Below are 17,816 nucleotides of genomic sequence, written 5' to 3'. Positions count from 1 at the left end.
TCGGCCCGGCCCTACGCCCCCTCAGAGGGGGCGCGAGATCACTTGACGGTGACCTTGGCGCCGGCGCCCTCGAGGGCAGCCTTGGCCTTCTCGGCAACGTCCTTGGCAACCTTCTCCAGGACCTTGGCACCAGCGGTGTCAACGAGGTCCTTGGCCTCCTTCAGGCCGAGGGAGGTCAGGGTGCGCACCTCCTTGATGACCTGGATCTTCTTGTCGCCGGCGCCATCGAGGATGACGTCGAACTCGTCCTGCTCCTCAGCGGCCTCGGCGGCCGGGCCGGCAACGCCGGCGGCGGCAACGGCGACCGGGGCGGCGGCGGTGACGTCGAACTTCTCCTCGAAGGCCTTCACGAAGGCGGCCAGCTCGATGAGGGTGAGCTCCTCGAACTGCGCGAGCAGCTCGTCCTGGGACAGCTTCGCCATGATGGCGTCCTTCCACTAAATCGGCAGGTTGGTGCCGGATGTACGGGTGGGGCGGGCGTACGGGCCCGCAGCGAGGCGTGAGCCTGCCGAATTACTCGGCGGCGGCGTCCTCGGCGGCGGGAGCCGGCGTACCGGCACCGCCCTGCTCGACCTTGTCGCGCAGCGCGTCCACAGTGCGGACGAGCTTCGACGGCAGGGCCTGGAAGAGCGCGGCAGCCTGGGACTGCTTGGCCTTCAGGGCACCCGCCAGCTTGGCGAGCAGCACCTCGCGGGACTCGAGGTCCGCGAGCTTCTTGATCTCATCGGCGGACAGCGCCTTACCGTCAAGGACACCGCCCTTGATGATGAGAGCGGGGTTCTCCTTGGCGAAGTCACGCAGAGCCTTCGCCGACTCCACCGGGTCACCGGTGACGAAGGCGACAGCCGTCGGACCGTTGAACAGGTCGTCGAGCTCCGTGATCCCGACCTCATTGGCCGCGATCTTGGTCAGCGTGTTCTTCACCACGGCGTACTCGGCGTTGTCGCCGAGCGAGCGACGCAGGGTCTTGACCTGCTTCACCGAGAGACCGCGGTACTCGGTCAGCAGCGCCGCGGAGGAGCCACGGAACTTGTCCGTGATCTCGGCGACGGCGGCAGCCTTGTCGGGCCTGGCCATAGGCTTACGCCTCCTTCCGTGATGTCGAATTCGGGCCGACCGCGAAAGTCGACCTAGGTCGCCGTGGACCGACCGGACGGAAGGAAAGCCCTTGCAGAAATGCAATGAGCCCCGGTGCGCAGGGGCACGGGGCTCGGAACGACCTCGACGGACCTCCACGCGAACGCGGGACCCGGAAGTCGAAGCTCCAGACGCACCTGCGCGGGCTGCCTGCGACGAAGCGCAGATCCTTCGGTCACCTGCTCCCTGACGGGCGCGGCGACAACCAGCGGTCTTTGGCTTCGGCCAGCGTAGCCGGAGCCCTCCGCGAGGTGCAAATCGCCCCCGGACGGGGTGGGCCCGGGCCGTCCCGGAGCATCCCGGGTGCCCGCTCAGCGGGCCAGCGGGGAGACCGTCCGGACACCGGTGTCCGCGGTGTCCGTCTCGGCCGGCGCCTGCGCCGAGAGCAGCGCGCCGGCGAGGTCGGTGTAGAGGACCGAGTCGTCCGCCCGCCCGCTGTCCCCGCTGCCGGTGCGCTGGAGCCGGACCAGCTGGTCCTTGTCGTTGAGCCAGAGGTCCAGGGTGAGGGAGATCGAGCCGCCGGGCGCGAGCGCGGCCCGCAGGCCGTCCCGGCGGGACTGGGTCAGCTGGGTCTGGGCGGCGGCGTACTTCTCGGCGGTGGTGGTGACCCGGTAGTGCTCGACGGTGGAGTCCTCGAACTTCTCCTCGCCGACGAAGACCGGGTCCGTCCCCTCGGCGTTGGCCGCGGTCAGCGCCTCGACCGGGTTCAGCAGGTCGATCAGCCCGGCGTACGGGATCTCCTTGTGGCCGTCCGCGTCCGGCGGGACGGTGAAGCGCTCCCAGTGGCGGCCGCCCTGCCGGGCCGCGGTGGCGGCGTCCCCGCCCTGGTAGGCGACGGTGTCCACGACGATCAGCTGCTCGGCCTCGGCCGGGGTGGAGCGCTTGATCTGGAGCGCGGTCTTGGGCTGCCAGAACAGCGGGCCGGACCCGGCGTCCGAACCGAGCCGGTAGCTGACCTTGGCCCGGCGGGCGGTCTGCATGGCCAGCTGGGCCGAGAGCAGCACCCCGTGCGGCGAGCGGTCGGTGGGCTTGGCCTGCGCGCTCGGGGAGGCGGTGGAGAGCGGGGCGCCGACCGGGCTCGGGCTGCCGGGCGTCGCGGCGGGCGCGCCGCCGTCCCCGCCGCACCCGCTCAGCCCGCTCGCCAGCAGGGCGACGGCGGCCACTGCCGCCAACCGCTGCCGTGCCGCCATCGCCCGTTCCCCTCTCGCCCGGCCCCGTCCTGCGGCGGCCCCGTCCCGGCCACCTTGCCACCCGTCCCCGGTCCGCCCGGTGGCGGCCCCCTCCGCAGGGCGGATCCACCGGGTCGGCCCAGCCGGGCCCGGGGCCGGGGAGGCGGGGACCGGCTTCCGGCGCCCCGCCTCCCCGGCCGCGCGGATCAGCTGCCGGCCGCGGCCTTCTGCAGGTCGGCGAGGTCGATGAAGTCCGCCGGGGTGGAGGCGATCACCGGGGTGCCGTAGTCCGAGTAGCTGACGGTGACGTTCAGCGCGCCGGCCTTGGTGTCGGCCACCTCGCTCCGCTTGACCACGAGCTTGTCGGCGTCGACCCAGACGTCGATCTGGTCGGTGGTGATGCCGGCCGTGTCCAGGTTCTGCTTGATCTTGTCGACCTGCGCCTGGGTCATGCCCTGGCTGGTGGCCTTGAGCACGTCGGCCGCGCTGAGCACACCGGAGTAGTGGGTGGTGGCCTTGCCGTTCACCGTCTCCTGGCCGACCTCGGTGACCTTGCCGCTGGCGATCAGCGTCCGGACGCCCTGCACCGGGTCCGCGCTCTGCAGCTGGTCGGTCGTGCCACCGGACGCCTTGGCCATGTCGGCCTTGCTGTAGCGCACCCACTTCGGGCTGCCGCTCTCCAGCAGCTGCCCGCCCAGGCCCATGTACATGGCGTCCTTGGCGTACAGGTAGTGCACCTTCGGCCCGCCGGTCAGCGGCTCCAGGAGCTTGGCCATCGGGGAGCCCGACAGGTCCATCGTGAGGTCGGCCTCCAGACCGTCGGCCCAGGACACCGCCCCCTGGCCCTTCATGACGACCTGGCCGACCTGGATCACCTCGTCGACCTTCGCCGACTTGGCGGCGCCGGTCTTCTGGGTGACCTGCTCCAGGAAGACCGCCGGGCTGACCTTCTCCGGCTTCGCGGCGGTGGTCGGGGCGGCCGCCGACGGGGTGGCCGAGGTGGCGGCCGTGGTCGGCGCGGCCGGGGCGGCGCTCTTGTCGTCGTTGTTGTTGCACGCGGTCGCGGTCAGCGCCAGGGCGGCGAGGACGACGGCGACGGCGGTCTTGCGGGTTCCAGCCATGATTCCCCCCTTGAGGACCCCCGGGCGCGTCGTGCGCCCGGGGTGGTAGCCGGTTGTTGCGGGTGGGCCCGGTGCCCGGTCCGGCCGGATCAGCCGAGCAGCTTGAGCACGTCGGCCTCGTTGCCGAGGTCGGCGGCGGCCGGCGCCGCGATCGCGGCGGCCTTGCCGAGGTCGGAGTACTTGATCGTGACGGCCTGCTTCTCGCCGTTGGTGTCGCCGTACTCCTTGTACTGGACGAGCTCCTGGTTGCCGTTCAGCCAGAAGTCGATGGTGAGGGTCTTGCCGTCCTCCTCCAGCGTCTTCTGGACGGCCGTGCGCTGGCCCGCCGAGAGCGCCGTCATCCCGGCCACCAGCGCGGCGGTGTCCTGCTCCGCCCGCAGGTGGGTGGTCTGGACGCCGTCCACGGCCTCCTGGCCGACCTTGGAGAGCTTGCCGCTCTGGGCCGCGACGGTGAGCAGGACGACCGGGTTCGTCATCTGGCCGACCGCCCGGAAGCTGTCGCCCGTCGCGTCGGCGGGCATCTTGACCCAGTGCTTGCCGCCCAGGGCCGGCGCGACGTCGTCGCCGCCGCCGAGGTAGGCGTCCGTTCCGAGCACCCGGATCCGGAGCTTCTTGCCCTCGATGTCGCTGGCCAGGTCCACGGCCGCCTTGGCCGGGTCCTTCCAGTCCGCGTCGCCGGTGCCGGCGGGGTCGGCGGGATCGGCCGGGATCATGGTGACCTTGCCGTTGCCGGCCTTCTGCATCACCACGGCGGACGCGGCCAGCGCGGCCTTCGGGTCCGCGGCCAGGGCCGCCGCGAGCGGGTCGGCGCCCTTGGCGTCGGCGCTCTTGGTGTCACCGGGCTTGGCCTCACCGGTCTTGGTGCCGCCCTTGGCGTCGCCGGTCTTGGCGTCACTGCCGCAGGCGGTCGCGGCACCGAGCAGGACGGCCGCCGTCGCGACGGCCGAGGCGAGGCGCAGAGCGCGCATGGAGATACCCCCGTGAGATCCAGATCCCCATGGAAGAACCGATCGTCAGCTCTTCTCATGTTCTTTTCATGCGGACTCTAACGGATCGTCGATGTCCCCACGCACCGGATATCCGCCTCCCCGTCACCCGTCCGCGGCAGGCGTCGCGTCCGCCGCCCCGGGAGCAGAGACATCGGTCGTCGTCACCGTGGTTCCCGCGTCCCCCCGGACCGTCTCGCGCAGCCTCAGCAGCTGCATGCCGGGCCCGACCCAGATGTCGTAGCCGATCGCCGTCACCCCGTGCTGCCGGTACCAGTCCAGCGTGGCGGCGCGCCGTTGCGGGCTCAACTCTTCGTCCTTGCCGAACAGTTCGGCCACCGGCGCGGAGCCCTGGTAGTGCGCCACGGTCACCCCGGCCAGCTGCTCGCCGCCGAGCGAGGTGAGCTTGACGCCCTGGGCGACCTCGTACGCCCGGCCGCCCGGGCTGGAGATCAGCGCCGTCGTCCAGCCGCCCGCGAAGCCCTCCGGGTCGGGGCCCGCCCCGGGGTCGACCGACTCGGCGGTGCTCCGCTCCGCGTGCCTGGCCGCGCCGTCCTGGTAGACGAGGTCGAGGGCGCCGTCCTTCACGGTCAGCCGGCCGCTGCCGCGTTCGTCGGTGACGGTCAGTCGGGCCTCGTCCGAGGCGCCCCAGACCAGGGAGCCGCTCGCGGTGCGCCGGCCGCCCGGGCCCTCCCGCACCACGTCGATCCGGGCGCTGCCGGCGTCGTCCAGCGCCTGCGCGGCGGTGAGCACCACCTGCTTGGGCGGCACCGGCGCGGGACCCCCGGGGGTGCCGGTGGTCGGAGCGGCCAGCAGGCTGCACCCGGTGGTGGTGGCGAGCAGCAGGGCCGCTGCGAGAACGGTGGGGCGAGGGGCGGGCGGCACGGCACACTCCGGCGGTCACAGGTGCTCCATGTGGTCTGACCGGCAGAGCGTACGACGGTTCGGCCCGCCGTTCCCATCCGCGGGTGTCCCGGTCCGGCAGCCCGCCCGGCCTTCCGGCCCGCACCGGCCCCGCACCGGCCCCGCACCCGGGAACGACGGCGGGCCCGCACCCCCGGTGAAGGGGGTGCGGGCCCGCCGTACGGACTGCTCTAGAGCGCTGAGGCTCAGACCGCGGCCGGGTCCTCCTCGACGAGGAGGTTACGGGTGCGGTTCGGGTCCACCTGGATGCCGGGGCCCATGGTGGTCGAGATCGCGGTCTTCTTGATGTAGCGGCCCTTGGCGGCGGACGGCTTGGCGCGGAGCACCTCGTCCAGCGCGGCGGCGTAGTTCTCGACCAGCTGCTCGTCGGTGAAGGAGGCCTTACCGATGATGAAGTGCAGGTTCGAGTGCTTGTCGACGCGGAACTCGATCTTGCCGCCCTTGATCTCGTTGACCGCCTTGGCGACGTCCGGAGTCACGGTGCCGGTCTTCGGGTTCGGCATCAGGCCACGGGGGCCGAGCACGCGGCCGAGGCGGCCGACCTTGCCCATGAGGTCCGGGGTGGCGACGACGGCGTCGAAGTCGAGGCGGCCCTTGGCGACCTCGTCGATGAGCTCGTCGGAGCCGACGATGTCGGCACCCGCAGCACGCGCGGCCTCGGCACGCTCGCCGGTCGCGAAGACCAGGACCCGAGCGGTCTTACCGGTGCCGTGCGGGAGGATCACGGTGCTGCGGACCATCTGGTCGGCCTTGCGCGGGTCGACACCCAGACGCATGGCGATCTCGACGGTGCCGTCGAACTTGGTGGTGCTGGTCGCCTTGGCGAGGCGGACGGCCTCGAGGGGGGCGTAAAGGCGCTCGCGGTCGACCTGGGCGTCCGCGGCCTTCAGGGCCTTGCTGCGCTTCATGGCTGCTCCTGAATGGTGAATGGAGGTGTGGTGTCACGGGCCTGCGCGGGCCCTACCACAAGAACGGCTGAATCAACTTTTCCCTGGCGGGAAGGGAGATTCTCAGCCCTCGACGGTGATGCCCATCGACCGGGCGGTGCCGGCGATGATCTTCTCCGCGGCGTCCAGGTCGTTGGCGTTCAGGTCGGGCATCTTGGTGGTGGCGATCTCGCGGACCTGGGCGCTGGTGAGCTTGGCGACCTTGGTCTTGTGCGGCTCGCTGGAGCCCTTGTCCACACCGGCGGCCTTCAGGATGAGGCGCGCGGCCGGCGGCGTCTTCGTGATGAAGGTGAAGGAACGGTCCTCGTAGACCGTGATCTCCACCGGCACGATCATGCCGCGCTGCGACTCGGTCGCGGCGTTGTAGGCCTTGCAGAACTCCATGATGTTGACGCCGTGCTGACCCAGCGCGGGGCCGACCGGCGGCGCCGGGTTGGCCGCACCGGCGTTGATCTGGAGCTTGATAAGCCCCGTGATCTTCTTCTTCTTGGGAGGCATGTCTCTCCGGGTCCTTCCGAGAGGTGATTGCTGGTGCGTGCGGAACCGGGGCGACACCCGGCCGCCAGCACACACATCGGACCAGGCTAACGCGTCGGCGCCGCTGGACCAAAACGGATCCGGGGCAGGGCCCTCGGCCCCGCCCCGGATCCGAAGACCGTGGGACTAGTTCTTCTGGATCTGGTCGAAGGAGAGCTCGACCGGGGTCTCCCGGCCGAAGATCTCGACCAGGCCCTTGACCTTCTTCGAGTCCGGGTTGATCTCGTTGATGGTCGCCTGGAGGGTCGCGAACGGACCGTCGGTGACGGTGACCGAGTCGCCGACCTCGAAGTCCAGCACCTGGATCTCGCTCGGCTTGATCGGCGACGGCTTGCCCGCCTCCTTGGCGGCCTGGCGCTCGACGTCGGGGGCGAGCATCTTGACGACCTCGTCCAGGGTCAGCGGGTACGGGTCGTAGGCGTTGCCGACGAAGCCGGTGACACCCGGGGTGTTGCGCACGACGCCCCAGGACTCCGGGGTGAGGTCCATGCGCACCAGGACGTAGCCGGGGAGCTTGTTCTGGCGGATGGTCTTGCGGTCGCCGTTCTTGATCTGGACGACCTCCTCCTGCGGCACCTCGGCCTGGAAGATGTACTCCTCGACGTTCAGCGAGACGGCGCGCTGCTCCAGGTTCTGCTTCACCCGGTTCTCGTAGCCGGCGTAGGTGTGGATCACATACCACTCGCCCGGCATGAAGCGCAGGTCCTCGCGGAACTTGGCGACCGGGTCGACCTCCTCGGCCGGCTCCTCCTCGACGGTCTCCCCGTCGGCGAGCTCGGCGTCGAGTTCGGCCTCGCCCTCCACGTGCAGCGCGGCCTCCTCGGCGGGCTCGCCGGCCTCGGCCTCGTCGTACGCCTCGACCTCGTCCTCGTCGCTGTCCGCGGCGTCCACGATCTGCTCGGCGGACTCGACGTCGTCAGCCAGCTCGGTCGCGTCCGGCGCGGCGGCGACATCCGCATCCGCCTCGCGGACGGTCTCGTCGGCGTCGTACAGGGGGGACTCAGACACGGTGGCGGCTTCTTTCCTGGAGATGGTGAAGGTGGCGCGCTCCTCGACCGGTCCGGCGTACGGCCGCTCGCGCGGGCGCCAGGCGAGGTCTCGGAGACTTCAACAGTACCGAGTCCACGGTAACCGCGCGTACGTCCGGCACCGACAGCTCGACCCGGGCCGAGGATTCGGCCCGGGTCGGGAAGCTGTTCGAAAGGTGAGGCGGCCGGTCAGCCGAAGACCAGGAGGCTCAGCTTGGAGAAGCCGTAGTCCAGGCCGGCCACGAAGGCCATCACGACCACGACGAAGGTGACCACGACGGCGGTGTAGCTGGTGAGCTCGCCGCGGGTGGGCCAGACGACCTTGCGCAGCTCGGCGATGATCTGGCGGTAGAACAGACCCATCCTGGCGAACAGGCCCTTCTTGCCCCGCTTGCCGGACTTCTTCTGCTTGCCGGACTTGCTCTCGCCCTCGGCCGTGTTCTCGGCAACGCCATCGGCACCCTCGGGGTTGCCGCTCTCAGGCGTTGCGGTGGAGCCCGTGGTCTCCGTCACTCGTCCTCACCTGAATCCGGGTCCTGCCGAGCTTCGCCGCGCTCCCGGTGGGGCACGGCCAGTCGGCCAGCGGTGCTGATCGGTGCCATCTCCGCATCAAGCCCGCTCACTCCTGTGGAGCGAACGGGCTGAAAACGGATCTAGCAGCAGGGCAAGAGGGACTCGAACCCCCAACCGCCGGTTTTGGAGACCGGTGCTCTACCAATTGAGCTATTGCCCTACGGTGCCTCGCGGCTCCGGTGGCGACCAACCTACCGCATCTCCCCCCGCTGTCTGTACAGGCGGTGAAAGCTCCGGTTTTTCTCGGCGGGCCGTCGAGCAGCGAGTGTACGTGGTCGAGGGGTGTTTGGTCGAACCTCTTCTTCCGGACCGGCCGGCCACCCGGCGGATGTCCGGTCCGGCGGGGCGCCCGCCGACGGATCGCCGGGGCCGCGATTCGGACGGGAACGTACGGATGCCGATACCCCGATGCCCGGTAGGTCCGGGTTCTGCGACGATGCAGGCATGAGCGCTTCCACCCCTCAGCCCGACCAGTCCATCCGCCCCGCCGACCGCCGGGTCTCCGCCCGGATCGGTGCGATCGCCGAGTCCGCGACCCTCGCCGTGGACGCCAAGGCCAAGGCCCTCAAGGCCGCCGGCCGCCCGGTCATCGGCTTCGGCGCCGGTGAGCCCGACTTCCCCACCCCGGACTACATCGTCGAGGCGGCCGTCGAGGCCTGCCGCGACCCGAAGAACCACCGGTACACCCCGGCGGGTGGCCTGCCCGAGCTGAAGACCGCGATCGCCGCCAAGACGCTGCGCGACTCCGGCTACCAGGTGGACGCCTCCCAGGTGCTGGTCACCAACGGTGGCAAGCAGGCGATCTACGAGGCCTTCGCGGCGATCCTGGACCCGGGCGACGAGGTCATCATCCCGGCCCCGTACTGGACCACCTACCCGGAGTCGGTGCAGCTGGCCGGCGGTGTCCCGGTGGAGGTCGTCTCCGACGAGACCACCGGCTACAAGGTCTCGGTCGAGCAGCTGGAGGCCGCGCGCACCGAGAACACCAAGGTCGTGCTGTTCGTCTCGCCGTCCAACCCGACCGGCGCGGTGTACACCGAGGCCGAGGCCGAGGCGATCGGCCGCTGGGCGCTGGAGCACGGCCTGTGGGTGCTCACCGACGAGATCTACGAGCACCTGGTGTACGGCGACGCCACCTTCACCTCGCTGCCGGCCCTGCTGCCCGAGCTGGCCGACAAGTGCGTCGTGGTCAACGGTGTCGCCAAGACCTACGCGATGACCGGCTGGCGGGTGGGCTGGGTGATCGGCCCCAAGGACGTCATCAAGGCCGCGACCAACCTCCAGTCGCACGCCACCTCGAACGTCTCCAACGTCGCCCAGCGCGCCGCCCTGGCCGCCGTGGCCGGCGACCTGGACGCGGTCTCCGAGATGCGCGAGGCCTTCGACCGCCGCCGCAAGACCATCGTGCGGATGCTCAACGAGATCGACGGCGTGTTCTGCCCCGAGCCCGAGGGCGCCTTCTACGCCTACCCGTCGGTGAAGGGCCTGCTGGGCAAGGAGATCCGCGGCAAGCGCCCGCAGACCTCCGGCGAGCTGGCCACCCTGATCCTGGACGAGGCCGAGGTCGCGGTCGTCCCGGGCGAGGCCTTCGGCACCCCCGGCTACCTGCGGCTCTCCTACGCGCTCGGCGACGCCGACCTGGTCGAGGGCGTCAGCCGGGTGCAGAAGCTGCTCGGCGAGGCCCGCGACTGACCCGGTTCGAGAACTGACGTCAATCCGACATACGGGATTCACCCGGCACGCCGCCTCCTTTCACCCCTTCGGGGGATGGAAAGGAGGCGGTTCCCGTTCGGGGGCCGCATACGGCAGTATCGGTGAATGGAACGCCTGTTGAACCCGCGAGACGTCAGGGGCCTCCCGAAGGCCCACCTGCACCTGCACTTCACCGGCTCGATGCGGCCCGCCACCCTCCTGGAGCTGGCCGACAAGCACGGCGTCCGGCTGCCGGAGGCGCTCAGCTCCGGCGAGCCGCCCCGGCTGCGGGCCACCGACGAGCGGGGCTGGTTCCGCTTCCAGCGGCTGTACGACACCGCCCGCTCGGTGCTGCGGGACGAGGAGGACATCCGCCGGCTGGTCCTGGAGACCGCCGAGGACGAGCGGCGGGACGGCTCCCGCTGGCTGGAGATCCAGGTCGACCCGACCTCGTACGCGCCCCGGCTGGGCGGTCTGATCCCCGCGCTGGAGCTGATCCTGGACGCGGTGGAGCACGCCGCCGCGGCGACCGGCGTGGGCATCCGGGTCCTGGTCGCGGCCAACCGGATGAAGTCCCCGATGGACGCCCGGACGCTGGCCCGGCTGGCCGTCCGCTACGCCGACCACGGGGTGGTCGGCTTCGGCCTCTCCAACGACGAGCGCCGGGGCCTGGCCCGGGACTTCGACCGGGCCTTCGCGATCGCCCGCAACGGCGGGCTGCTGGCGGCCCCGCACGGCGGCGAGCTCTCCGGCCCGGAGTCCGTCCGGGACTGCCTGGACGACCTGGGCGCCGGCCGGATCGGCCACGGCGTGCGCGCCGCCGAGGACCCGAGGCTGATGGAGCGGCTGGCGGACCGGCAGGTCACCTGCGAGGTCTGCCCGTCCTCCAACGTCTCGCTCGGCGTCTACGAGCACCCCGAGGAGGTCCCGCTGCGCCGGCTCTTCGACGCCGGGGTGCCGCTCGCGCTGGGCGCCGACGACCCGCTGCTGTTCGGCAGCCGGCTGGCCGCCCAGTACGAGCTGGTCCGGGACGTGCTGGGCTTCTCGGACGCCGAACTCGCCGAGCTGGCACGGCAGTCGGTGCGCGGTTCGGTCGCGCCGGAGGCCGTCCGCAAGGAGCTGCTGGCGGACATCGACGCCTGGCTGGTGGGCGGCCGCGCCCCCGCGGAGCCGGCCGCCGTACCCGCCTGACGAGGCGCCGCCTCAGAGCTCGACGCCCACCATCACCGGCTCGTTCACCAGTTCCACCCCGAAGGCCTCGCGGACCCCGTCCCGGATCTCCCGGGCCAGCGCCAGCAGGTCCTCGGCGGTGGCCGAGCCGCGGTTGGTGAGCGCCAGGGTGTGCTTGGTGGAGAGCGTCGCCGGGCCGCTGCCGTAGCCCTTGCCGAAGCCGGACCGGTCGATCAGCCAGGCCGCCGAAGTCTTGGTGCGGCCCTCCGGGGCCGGGTAGGCGGGGGCGTCCTCCGCACCCGGGCGGGTGCGGAAGGAGTCGTACTGCGCGGCCGTGAGCACCGGGTTGGTGAAGAAGGAGCCGGCCGACCAGGTGTCGTGGTCCGCCGGGTCCAGCACCATGCCCTTGCCGGCGCGCAGCAGCAGCACCGCGTTCCAGGCGGTGCCGACCGCCACCCGCTCGCCCTGCTCGACGCCCAGGTGCCGGGCGGTCTCGGCGTAGCGGACGGGGGTGGAGAGGCCGCCGTTGTCCTTCAGGCGGAACCGCACCCGCAGCACCACGTAGCGCTCCGGCTCGGCCTTGAAGCGGCTGTGCCGGTAGGAGAACGCGCACTCGGCGTTCGAGAGCACGACCACCTCGTCGGCGGCGCGGTCGTACGCGACCACCTCGGTGACCGACTGCGCGACCTCCTGGCCGTAGGCGCCCACGTTCTGTACCGGGGTGGCACCCGCCGAACCGGGGATGCCGGCCAGGAACTCGATGCCCGCCAGCCCGTGGTCCGCGACGGTCCGGCGGACCACCTCGGACCAGGTCTCGCCGGCCGCGACCTCCAGCGCGGTGCCGTCCAGGGCGAAGCCCTCGGTGGCGATCCGCAGCACGGTGCCGGGGAAGCCGGCGTCGCCGATCACCAGGTTGGAGCCGCCGCCGAGGACCAGCAGCGGCTCGCCGGCCGCGTCGGCCTCGCGGACGGCGGCGATCACCTCGTCATCGGTGTGGGCGGTCACCAGGCGGCGGGCCGGGCCGCCGAGCCGGAGCGTGGTCAGCGGGGCGAGGGGGGCGTCGTTTTCTACCAGCACGCCCACCAGCGTACGGGTGGCGGGGGTGCCCCCCGGCACGCCCGCCACCCGTGCTCCCGCCGCCCGTACGCCGGTCGCCCGCACACCGGTCGCCCGGGCCGGCGCCTCAGACCCCCGCGGGCACGGCCGGCTCCCCGGCCCGCTCCTCCCGCGCCCCCGCGGCCACCGCCGCGCGCCGCCGGGGGATGAACACCGCGGCGAGCGCGCCGAGCCCGACGGCGGCCCCGCCGACGTACAGCGCGGGCACCAGCCCGTCCGTGAAGGCCTGCGCCGACTGGTAGCCGCCCCGCGCCGAGAACACCGCGGCGAGCACGGCGACCCCGAGCGCCCCGCCGACCTCGCGCAGCGCGTTGTTGGCGCCGGAGGCGATCCCCTGCTCCTGCGGCCGGACGCTGGCCATCACCAGCTGGGCGGTCGGGCCGAAGTACAGCGACATGCCGATCCCGCAGATCACGATGGCCGGGATCTGGGCGGGGTAGTCGAGCCCGGTGCTCCCGTCGGCGACCAGGCCGAACAGCACCAGGCCCACGGCCTGCAGGGCCAGCCCGGCGACCACGATCGGGCGGCCGCCGATCCGGTCGGAGACGATGCCCGCGACCGGGGAGACCAGCAGCGGCATCGCCGTCCACGGCAGCATCCGGATGCCCGACTCCTGCGGGCTGAAGCCGCCGACGCCCTGGAGGTACTGGCTGATCAGGAAGATCGAGCCGAACATCCCCAGGTACATCAGCAGGCTGGCCGCGTTGACGGCGGAGAAGGCCCGGTTGCGGAACAGCCGCATCGGCAGCATCGGATGGGCGGCCACCCGCTGCTCGTACCGGACGAAGGCGGCCAGCAGCAGGACGCCGGCGACCAGGGCGCCGAGGACCAGCGGGCTGGTCCAGCCGTCCGGGTTGCCGCGGATCAGGCCGAGGACGACCCCGAACATCCCCAGGCTGACCAGCAGGGTTCCGGGCACGTCCAGGGCCCGGCCCGCGCCCCGGCTCTCGCCGAGCCGCAGGTAGGCCAGCGGCAGCAGGACGAGGCCGACCGGGACGTTCACCCAGAAGATCCACTGCCAGGAGAAGTGCTCGGTCAGCGAGCCGCCGATCAGCGGCCCGGCGGCGACGGCGAGGCCGCTGACGCCCGACCAGATGCCGAAGGCCATCCCCCGCCTGGCCGCGGGCACGGCGGTGGTGAGCAGGGTCAGGGTGAGCGGCATCATCACCGCGGCCCCGACGCCCTGGACGGCCCGGGCGGCGATCAGGTCGCCGATGCCCGGGGACATCGCCGCCGCGGCGGAGCCGGCGGTGAAGACCGTCAGGCCGACCAGGAAGATCCGTCGGCGGCCGAAGCGGTCGCCGAGCGCGGCGCCGAACATCAGCAGCACGGCGAAGCTCAGGGTGTAGGCGCTGACCGTCCATTCGAGGTCGGACAGCCCGCCGCCGAGTTCCTCGCGGATCGACGGCAGTGCGGTGGTGACCACCAGGTTGTCCAGGGCGGCCATGAAACTGGCCGCGCTGACGATCACCAGCGTCCAGACCGCGGTTCTGCCCATGGTCGGTTTCTCCGTCATGACGTCCCCCAGTTTCCTCTAGGTAGTTATTGCTCAATAACTTTCGTGGACCGAAAAAAGGCCGCACGGACCCCGCCGCGCGGCCCGGCTACTCAGGCCCCTCTGGCTCCTCGGGCTCCTCGCCCCCGTCGAAGCCGCTCCACATCCGGTGGTCCGGCGGATAGCCCAGCGCCACCATGGTGTTGATCAGCATCCCGTACGCGAAGAACTGCGTGGCGCCCTTCATGTCGCCGCCGATCCGGATCCTGACCCGGTCGAACAGGTCCTCCCACAGCCGTCGGGCGGTCTCGCCGACCTCCTCCTCGCCGGCCGCCCGGGCCGCGAAGACCGAGACGTAGAGCTGCATCTGCATCATGAGCTGGTCACGGTCCTCGACCAGGCTCATGTACGCGGCGGACATCGCGTCGGCGGCCTCCTCGCCGGACAGCCCGGCCGAGGCCTCGTCGAACACCCGCCAGGTCTCCTCGACGCAGCGCTCGGCAGCCGCGGCGAAGATCGCCTGCTTGCCCGGGAACAACCGGAACAGGTACGGCTGCGAGACGCCCACCCGGCGGGCGATCGCCTCGGTGGAGGTGCCGTGGTACCCACCCCGGGCGAACTCGATCAGGGCGGCCCGGGCGACGCTCTCGCGACGCTCCTCCGCGCTCATCCGGATGCTCGACTTCGCCATGACTTCCAAGTTAGTGGCCAATCACTATCAAGGCAAGGCCCGCGGCCGCGGCCGGAGATCCCGTGAGTACGGGGCTCCGGCCGCGGCCGCCGTCGCGAGGGGCGGCTCAGCCGAGCCGGACCACGGCCCGGGACATCCCGAGCACCTTCTGACCGCCCGCGGTGGCCAGCAGGTCGACCTGCACCCTGCGGTCGTCCAGCTTCTTGGCGACCTTGGCCGAGACCTCGACCACCGCGCCGACCCCGTCGTTCGGCACCGGCACCGGGCGGGTGAAGCGCACGCCGTACTCGACCACCGCGGCCGGGTCGCCGACCCAGTCGGTGACCACCCGGATCGCCTCGGCCATGGTGAACATGCCGTGCGCGATGACGTCCGGCAGGCCGACCTCCAGGGCGAACCTCTCGTTCCAGTGGATCGGGTTGAAATCGCCCGAGGCGCCCGCGTACCGCACCAATGTGTCGCGGGTCACCGGAAAGGACTGCGCCGGCAGCTCGGTGCCGACCTCGACCTCGTCGTAGCTGATCGCCATCGTGCTCACTCCCCCGCCTCGTCGGCGGCCCGGGCCACCAGGGTCATGACCGACGTCACAACGTGCTCGCCGGTCGCGTCCGTCACCTCGCCGCGCACGGTGAGCACGTCGTTGCCCGCCAGCGACTTGATGTTGTCGATGGTCACCACGACCGACAGCCGGTCACCGGCCCGCACCGGGCGGGTGTAGGCGAACTTCTGGTCGCCGTGCACCACCCGGCTGAAGTCCAGGCCCAGCTCCGGGTCCTCGACCACCTGGCCGGCCGCGCGGTAGGTGATCACGAACGGGAAGGTCGGCGGGGCGATCACGTCGGGGTGGCCCAGCGCCTTCGCCGCCTCCGGGTCGGTGTACGCCGGATTGGCGTCGCCGACCGCGGTCGCGAACTCGCGGATCTTCTCCCGGCCGACCTCGTACGGCTCGGTGGGCGGGTAACTACGCCCGATGAAGGAGGGGTCGAGCGCCATGGCAGCTCCTCGGAACGCGGGTGGATACGAAAAAACTCCGGGCCGCACCCCCTGTGAGGGATGCGGCCCGGAGCAGAAGACCTGAGTTCACACAGGCCCGTCGCCCTACTTCAGGGTCAGCGGGTCTCGCGGTGCGCGGTGTGCGAGTTGCAGCGGGGGCAGTGCTTCTTCATCTCAAGACGGTCCGGGTCGTTACGCCGGTTCTTCTTGGTGATGTAGTTCCGCTCCTTGCACTCCACGCAGGCCAGCGTGATCTTCGGGCGGACGTCGGTGGCAGCCACGGGAGTGCCTTCCTTGGACAACGAATAAGAACACAACAAGAGTAGCCGACCGGGAGTGCGATCTCCCGACCGACTACGCGGGGTAGCGGTGACCGGACTTGAACCGGTGACACAGCGATTATGAGCCGCTTGCTCTACCAACTGAGCTACACCGCCACAGTGATCCACAGCACAGCCGAGGCTGACTGCTTCTCACCGAGCCCCCATGCGGAATCGAACCGCAGACCTTCTCCTTACCATGGAGACGCTCTACCGACTGAGCTATAGGGGCGAACGAGGAAGAGATTACACGTTTCGCGCCCGGAGGTGAAATCCGTATCCCGCGGCGAAGACCGCAGGTGGGTGAGGGGTACGGGCGGACGATCCAAGGCCGGGCGTTCGATCGGGCCGCGAGCGCCGCGGCCCGACCCGATACGACTATTGCCCGCCTCCCGGCACCCCGCCCCCCGGGCCCATAGGCTCGACGCTCATTGATCGGGAGGACCGCCCGGCGGTACGGGCCGGCGGTCCGGGGCCGACCGCACGGGCCGACGCGAGAAGGAGCCGGCGATGGACAGCGCAGCCGCCGACGGGCCGCACTCCGGACCCGGCCCGGCGGCCAACCCGCTCGGGCACGGCCCGGTCCTGCTCCTCACCGGCGCCCGGCTGGCCGACGGGCGGGTGGTGGACGTCCGGATCAGCGGCGACCGGATCCAGGCGGTCGGCACCGTCGGCAGCCTCGGCCCACTGCCCGCCCTGCCCGGCGCGCCCACCGTCACCACCGGCGCCCGGATCGACCTGCGCGGCTACCTGCTGCTCCCGGCCCCCGCCGAGGCGCACGCCCACTACGACACCGCGTTCTCCGCCGCGCTGGCCGCCCCGCCGCCGGACACCCCGGCCGACCTCACCCGCCGGGTCACCGAGGCCGCGCTGACCTCGCTCGGCTACGGCGCCACCGCCCAGCGCACCCACGTCCGGATCGGCGACGTGCACGGACTGCGCCGGCTGGAGGCGGTGCTCACCGCCCGGCAGGCGCTGCGCGGACTGGCCGAGCTCCAGGCGGTGGCGATGCCCCGGCTGCTCACCGGGCGGGCCGGCGCGGACGGCCGGGCGCAGCTGCGCGAGGCGCTCAAGCTGGGCGCCACCGCGGCCGGCGGCTGCCCGGACCTGGATCCGGACCCGGCCGGGTACGTGCAGCTGCTGCTGGAGGCCGCCCGGGAGGCGGACTGTCCGGTGGACCTGCACACCGGCGCCGCCGACGCCGCCCAACTCGCCCGGATGGCGGGCGCGTTGGCGCCGCTACGGCCGCGGGTGACGCTCGGCCCGTGCGGGGCGCTGGCCCGGGGCGGGTCGACGGTGCTGGCGACCAGCGGGATCCGGGTCGTCTGCCTGCCGCAGAACGGCGGCTGCACCGGGCTGGAGGGCCGGACGACGGGTCTGCGACCGGGCCTGGTACGGGAGTTGGCCGCCGCCCGGGTGCCGCTGGCGGCGGGCAGCGGGGCGCTGCGCGACCCGTCCAACCCGGTCGGCCGGGCGGATCCGCTGGAGTCGGCGTACCTGCTGTCGGCCGGTGGGGAGCTGGACCCGGCGGCGGCGTACGACGCGGTGGCGAACCAGGCCCGGGCGGCGCTCGGGCTGGCCCCGGTCCGGGTGGACGCCGGGTTCCCGGCGGAGCTGCTGGCGGTGCGCGGGGACAGCCTGGCCGGGGCGCTCGCGGGCGGGCACAGCCGGCTGGTGGTGCACAGCGGCCGGGTGGTCAGCCGGACCAGCGCGGTCCGGGAGTTCGCGGACACGGTGGCGCTGGCGCTGCCCCGGCAGTCCGGGGCCGCGGACGGCTGATCCGGGGGACGGACCCGGCTCCGACGACAGATGGGGGCGGGCGGCGGGTGTGGCGGGCCCCCCCCCCCCCCCCGGGGGGGGGGCGCGCCGCCGGCGGCGGCCGCCCCCGGGGCCCCCCCCCCCCCCCCCCGGCCGCGC

At 72.1% G+C, this 17,816-nt stretch carries 19 protein-coding genes and 3 tRNA genes; 3 read left to right on the top strand and 19 right to left on the bottom strand.

Annotation, left to right across the window (positions count from 1 at the left end; all coding sequences use genetic code 11):
- Positions 1 to 38 precede the first annotated feature (38 nt).
- The 11 genes from rplL to ACFVUY_RS32055 form a co-directional block, all read right to left on the bottom strand.
- Entirely contained in the window at positions 39 to 422 is a 384-nt protein-coding gene (gene rplL / locus ACFVUY_RS32105) for a 50S ribosomal protein L7/L12 (RefSeq protein WP_350519878.1), read from the bottom strand.
- A gap of 91 nt (positions 423 to 513) precedes the next feature.
- Positions 514 to 1,077, bottom strand: coding sequence for a 50S ribosomal protein L10 (gene rplJ, locus ACFVUY_RS32100; RefSeq protein ID WP_045693068.1), 564 nt, complete (start codon positions 1,075 to 1,077; stop codon positions 514 to 516).
- 371 nt (positions 1,078 to 1,448) lie between these two features.
- The gene (locus ACFVUY_RS32095; protein WP_387686244.1) at positions 1,449 to 2,327 is read right to left on the bottom strand and encodes a hypothetical protein; all 879 of its coding nucleotides are present in this window, start codon (positions 2,325 to 2,327) and stop codon (positions 1,449 to 1,451) included.
- A gap of 185 nt (positions 2,328 to 2,512) precedes the next feature.
- Positions 2,513 to 3,427, bottom strand: a complete 915-nt coding sequence (locus tag ACFVUY_RS32090; RefSeq protein WP_387735795.1) for a hypothetical protein — start codon at positions 3,425 to 3,427, stop codon at positions 2,513 to 2,515.
- An 89-nt stretch (positions 3,428 to 3,516) separates the two neighbouring features.
- The gene (locus tag ACFVUY_RS32085) at positions 3,517 to 4,395 is read right to left on the bottom strand and encodes a hypothetical protein (RefSeq protein WP_387735792.1); all 879 of its coding nucleotides are present in this window, start codon (positions 4,393 to 4,395) and stop codon (positions 3,517 to 3,519) included.
- A gap of 123 nt (positions 4,396 to 4,518) precedes the next feature.
- Positions 4,519 to 5,298, bottom strand: coding sequence for a hypothetical protein (locus tag ACFVUY_RS32080; RefSeq protein ID WP_387686238.1), 780 nt, complete (start codon positions 5,296 to 5,298; stop codon positions 4,519 to 4,521).
- A 224-nt stretch (positions 5,299 to 5,522) separates the two neighbouring features.
- Positions 5,523 to 6,245: a 50S ribosomal protein L1 gene (gene rplA / locus ACFVUY_RS32075; protein ID WP_387686236.1), complete on the bottom strand. Its 723-nt coding sequence runs from the start codon at positions 6,243 to 6,245 to the stop codon at positions 5,523 to 5,525.
- A gap of 102 nt (positions 6,246 to 6,347) precedes the next feature.
- A complete protein-coding gene (gene rplK / locus ACFVUY_RS32070) occupies positions 6,348 to 6,782 on the bottom strand; it encodes a 50S ribosomal protein L11 (RefSeq protein WP_359897545.1) in 435 nt (144 codons plus the stop codon).
- Positions 6,783 to 6,947: 165 nt separating this feature from the next.
- On the bottom strand, positions 6,948 to 7,829 hold the full coding sequence (nusG, locus tag ACFVUY_RS32065) for a transcription termination/antitermination protein NusG (RefSeq protein WP_387686232.1): 882 nt from the start codon (positions 7,827 to 7,829) through the stop codon (positions 6,948 to 6,950).
- A gap of 209 nt (positions 7,830 to 8,038) precedes the next feature.
- Positions 8,039 to 8,362 (bottom strand): preprotein translocase subunit SecE, encoded by a 324-nt coding sequence (gene secE / locus ACFVUY_RS32060; RefSeq protein WP_387686230.1) that lies wholly within the window; start codon positions 8,360 to 8,362, stop codon positions 8,039 to 8,041.
- A gap of 147 nt (positions 8,363 to 8,509) precedes the next feature.
- A tRNA-Trp gene (locus ACFVUY_RS32055) sits at positions 8,510 to 8,582 on the bottom strand.
- 284 nt (positions 8,583 to 8,866) lie between these two features.
- Here ACFVUY_RS32055 and ACFVUY_RS32050 point away from each other — a divergent pair.
- Together ACFVUY_RS32050 and ACFVUY_RS32045 are read left to right on the top strand one after the other, a co-directional pair.
- Positions 8,867 to 10,114 (top strand): pyridoxal phosphate-dependent aminotransferase, encoded by a 1,248-nt coding sequence (locus ACFVUY_RS32050; protein WP_359897548.1) that lies wholly within the window; start codon positions 8,867 to 8,869, stop codon positions 10,112 to 10,114.
- A 126-nt stretch (positions 10,115 to 10,240) separates the two neighbouring features.
- Positions 10,241 to 11,305 (top strand): adenosine deaminase, encoded by a 1,065-nt coding sequence (locus ACFVUY_RS32045; protein ID WP_359897549.1) that lies wholly within the window; start codon positions 10,241 to 10,243, stop codon positions 11,303 to 11,305.
- A gap of 12 nt (positions 11,306 to 11,317) precedes the next feature.
- Here the strand turns inward: ACFVUY_RS32045 and ACFVUY_RS32040 are convergent, their stop codons facing one another.
- From ACFVUY_RS32040 to ACFVUY_RS32005, 8 genes are all read right to left on the bottom strand, one after another.
- Positions 11,318 to 12,361 (bottom strand): UDP-N-acetylmuramate dehydrogenase, encoded by a 1,044-nt coding sequence (locus ACFVUY_RS32040; RefSeq protein WP_387735789.1) that lies wholly within the window; start codon positions 12,359 to 12,361, stop codon positions 11,318 to 11,320.
- Between the two features lie 106 nt (positions 12,362 to 12,467).
- A complete protein-coding gene (locus tag ACFVUY_RS32035) occupies positions 12,468 to 13,898 on the bottom strand; it encodes an MFS transporter (protein WP_387735787.1) in 1,431 nt (476 codons plus the stop codon).
- 106 nt (positions 13,899 to 14,004) lie between these two features.
- Positions 14,005 to 14,586 (bottom strand): TetR/AcrR family transcriptional regulator, encoded by a 582-nt coding sequence (locus ACFVUY_RS32030; RefSeq protein WP_387686225.1) that lies wholly within the window; start codon positions 14,584 to 14,586, stop codon positions 14,005 to 14,007.
- Positions 14,587 to 14,692: 106 nt separating this feature from the next.
- A complete protein-coding gene (locus ACFVUY_RS32025; RefSeq protein ID WP_359897552.1) occupies positions 14,693 to 15,115 on the bottom strand; it encodes a MaoC family dehydratase in 423 nt (140 codons plus the stop codon).
- A gap of 5 nt (positions 15,116 to 15,120) precedes the next feature.
- Positions 15,121 to 15,579, bottom strand: a complete 459-nt coding sequence (locus tag ACFVUY_RS32020; protein WP_387686222.1) for a MaoC family dehydratase N-terminal domain-containing protein — start codon at positions 15,577 to 15,579, stop codon at positions 15,121 to 15,123.
- 116 nt (positions 15,580 to 15,695) lie between these two features.
- Complete coding sequence (gene rpmG, locus ACFVUY_RS32015; RefSeq protein WP_006604855.1) at positions 15,696 to 15,860, bottom strand: 50S ribosomal protein L33; 165 nt, start codon at positions 15,858 to 15,860, stop codon at positions 15,696 to 15,698.
- An 83-nt stretch (positions 15,861 to 15,943) separates the two neighbouring features.
- Positions 15,944 to 16,016, bottom strand: a tRNA-Met gene (locus tag ACFVUY_RS32010).
- Positions 16,017 to 16,058: 42 nt separating this feature from the next.
- Positions 16,059 to 16,131 (bottom strand) — tRNA-Thr (locus ACFVUY_RS32005).
- A 278-nt stretch (positions 16,132 to 16,409) separates the two neighbouring features.
- Here ACFVUY_RS32005 and ACFVUY_RS32000 point away from each other — a divergent pair.
- The gene (locus tag ACFVUY_RS32000) at positions 16,410 to 17,678 is read left to right on the top strand and encodes a hydrolase (protein WP_359897554.1); all 1,269 of its coding nucleotides are present in this window, start codon (positions 16,410 to 16,412) and stop codon (positions 17,676 to 17,678) included.
- The last annotated feature ends 138 nt before the right edge of the window (positions 17,679 to 17,816 follow it).

The sequence above is a fragment of the Kitasatospora sp. NPDC058063 genome (genome assembly GCF_042885395.1).
Lineage (GTDB): Bacteria > Actinomycetota > Actinomycetes > Streptomycetales > Streptomycetaceae > Kitasatospora > Kitasatospora lactacystinica.
The sequence above is the reverse complement of the archived record's forward strand: the minus strand, read 5'-3'. Positions and strand labels throughout refer to the sequence as shown.